General features: G+C 61.8%; 3 protein-coding genes and 1 pseudogene. 3 read left to right on the top strand and 1 reads right to left on the bottom strand.

The genetic code is table 11. The features are described 5' to 3' along the window. Positions 1 to 56: 56 nt before the first annotated feature. Positions 57 to 458 (bottom strand): hypothetical protein, encoded by a 402-nt coding sequence (locus tag ACSLE4_RS10185; RefSeq protein WP_435904345.1) that lies wholly within the window; start codon positions 456 to 458, stop codon positions 57 to 59. Positions 459 to 622: 164 nt separating this feature from the next. Between ACSLE4_RS10185 and ACSLE4_RS10180 the strand changes: the two genes are divergently transcribed. From ACSLE4_RS10180 to ACSLE4_RS10170, 3 genes and pseudogenes are all read left to right on the top strand, one after another. Next, positions 623 to 796: a hypothetical protein gene (locus ACSLE4_RS10180; RefSeq protein WP_435904344.1), complete on the top strand. Its 174-nt coding sequence runs from the start codon at positions 623 to 625 to the stop codon at positions 794 to 796. 9 nt (positions 797 to 805) lie between these two features. Next, entirely contained in the window at positions 806 to 1747 is a 942-nt protein-coding gene (locus ACSLE4_RS10175; protein ID WP_435904343.1) for an efflux RND transporter periplasmic adaptor subunit, read from the top strand. Positions 1748 to 1908: 161 nt separating this feature from the next. Continuing rightward, positions 1909 to 2190: pseudogene (locus ACSLE4_RS10170) on the top strand (hypothetical protein); the annotation flags it as partial.

The raw sequence follows: 2190 nt of genomic DNA, 5'->3' as shown, positions 1-2190 counted from the left end.
TCGGCCGGGGTGCGGGGGGCGCGGCTCGTGCACTTCGGCTGTTTGCCGCTCCCGATCTAGCGAGGGCTGGGCACGAGAGGCGTCTCGCGCCGGCAGTAGGCCATCGAGTTTTGGGCCCCGCACACGGCCTTCGCCTTCCAAACGTCGAAGTCCATGTCGTCGATGGGATCGTCGCAGGTCGCGGAGACGGGATTGTCGGCCGCGCGTTTGAGCCAGCAATATTTCCAGCTTTTGCGGTCCTTGTCCTCGACGACATAGACACGGCAATAGCCGCCATCCGGCACTTGAACCTCGATAGTATACCGCCAGACGCGCCCCGCGTCGGATTCGACTTCGGCGATGCTGCAGCCGCTGACGCCGTCGCGCGCCACGGCTTGATGCGGAAGAAGCACACAGAGAGCCATAAAGGGGGCGAGTGCAGCCACGCGCAACGCCGCGCGCCGTGTGTTCGATATCATCGAGCGTTTCTCCAACGAGCTTTGTTTGCTTTGCAACAGCGTGTTCCGGATTTCCGATTGGTTCAAGCCCGGCCCATCGGCAAGTCGGGGCAAATGCAGTTGCCTTTGAGGCCCTGTGCTCTAGCATCTCGGAAAAAATGAGCTGGGTGCGGTGGGGAGAGGGCTTGGCGATGAGACGGGCGGGCATAGTGCCGGGCTGCAAGCTGCTGGGGCTCGCGCTCCTTTTGCCATTGATTCTCAGTGCCTGCTCCGAGGACGGCGATGTCACCAACGCCGAGGGCAAGCCCCTGCCGAGTGTCGTGGTCGAGGCGGTGACGGCCAAGGACGTCGCCGGCTAGGCGGACTTCGTGGGCCGAACGGAGGCCTCGCAGCGGGTCGATGTGCGTGCGCGCGTAAGCGGCACGCTTCTGAAGAGACCTTTTGAGGAAGGCCACGAGGTCGAGGCGGGGGCCGTTCTCTTCGAGATCGATCCCGCGGAGTTTCAAGCCAATTTCCTGTCGGCAGAAGCGCAGGTTGCCAAAGCCCAAGCGAGCTTCAGCGAGAACGACCGCAACCTAAAGCGGTACGAGGTGCTGCTTGAGCGCAAGACGGCGAGCGAGGCGCAATACGACATTGCCAAGTCGAAGGCGGACCAGTCCCAGGCCGATGTGTCGGCGGCGGAAGCCGATAAGGAACGCGCCAAGCTCGATCTCGGTTATGCGACAATCACCTCGCCAATCGCCGGGCGTGCCGGCATCTCGGATGTCGATGTCGGCAACCTCATTGGACCCGACAGCGGCGTCCTGGTGACGGTTCTCGATCTCGATCCCATCGACGTAATCTTCTCGGTGGGCGAGCGCGACTATCTGAACTTCATGGAGGCGACGAAGGCGGGGACGGCCGAAGAGTTCACGCCGCAGATTCGGCTCGCCAACGACAAGCTTTATGAGTTCCCGGGCAAGGTCGACGTGATCGACAACAAAGTCGACCCGGCAACCGGCACGATCAATGTGCGCCTCACATTCCCAAATCCCGACCGAATTCTGGTGCCCGGACAATATGTCAGCGTCCTCCTGACGCGCGCGACGCCCGAGAAGCGCGTGGTCATTCCGCAATCGGCGGTACAGGAGAACCAAGCCGGGCCGTTTGTGTTGATCGTCGACGGCGAAGGCCGCATCGAGGCGCGGCCGGTCAAGACGGGGGATCGGGTGGAGGACGGCGTGGTGGTGCTCGACGGGCTTGCGTATTGCGCTCATCGCTCTCGGCCTGGCGGAAGATCCGGTAAGCACCGGAAACTAGCGCAGTCCTGAACGCTCGATGCTCCGGGCGCGGGTCTCCCTTATTTCTCACCCCGATTGTGCCGGCGAGCAGAGCCCGCAAGGTGTTTCACAGCGGCGCCCCGTGGGCCTATAGTCCGCCCCCGGGAAGGAGACGTTTCGGTGACAAAGCTCAACCAAGGAGAAGCGTCTTAATGCGGAAATTCGGTGTCGTATTGGCTGCCGGCGCGGCCTGCCTGCTGGGATCGTTCGGCGTGACCCAGGCTCAGTTCATGTTTGATCCTGCCGTCCACCATCTGAAGGACATGGAACCCCTCATCCTCGGCTCGGAAGACAATAATTTTCACATGGAACCCAAGGAGTACCGGCTGAAGGTGGGCCAGGGCTACCGCTGGGAAATCAAGGCAGAGACGGATTTCGAGTATGGTGTCATAGCCCCTGAGTTCTTTCGCAATATCTTCATCCGCAAGATCGAA

Source organism: Methyloceanibacter sp. (genome assembly GCF_051306395.1).
In the GTDB taxonomy this organism is placed as follows: Bacteria; Pseudomonadota; Alphaproteobacteria; order Rhizobiales; family Methyloligellaceae; genus Methyloceanibacter.
This window is presented reverse-complemented; position numbering and strand designations above follow the sequence as displayed.

Bases quoted from the DNA above. Each gene is read 5' to 3' on its own strand.
- ACSLE4_RS10185 (WP_435904345.1), bottom strand. From the start codon at position 458: ATGATATCGAACACACGGCGCGCGGCGTTGCGCGTGGCTGCACTCGCC.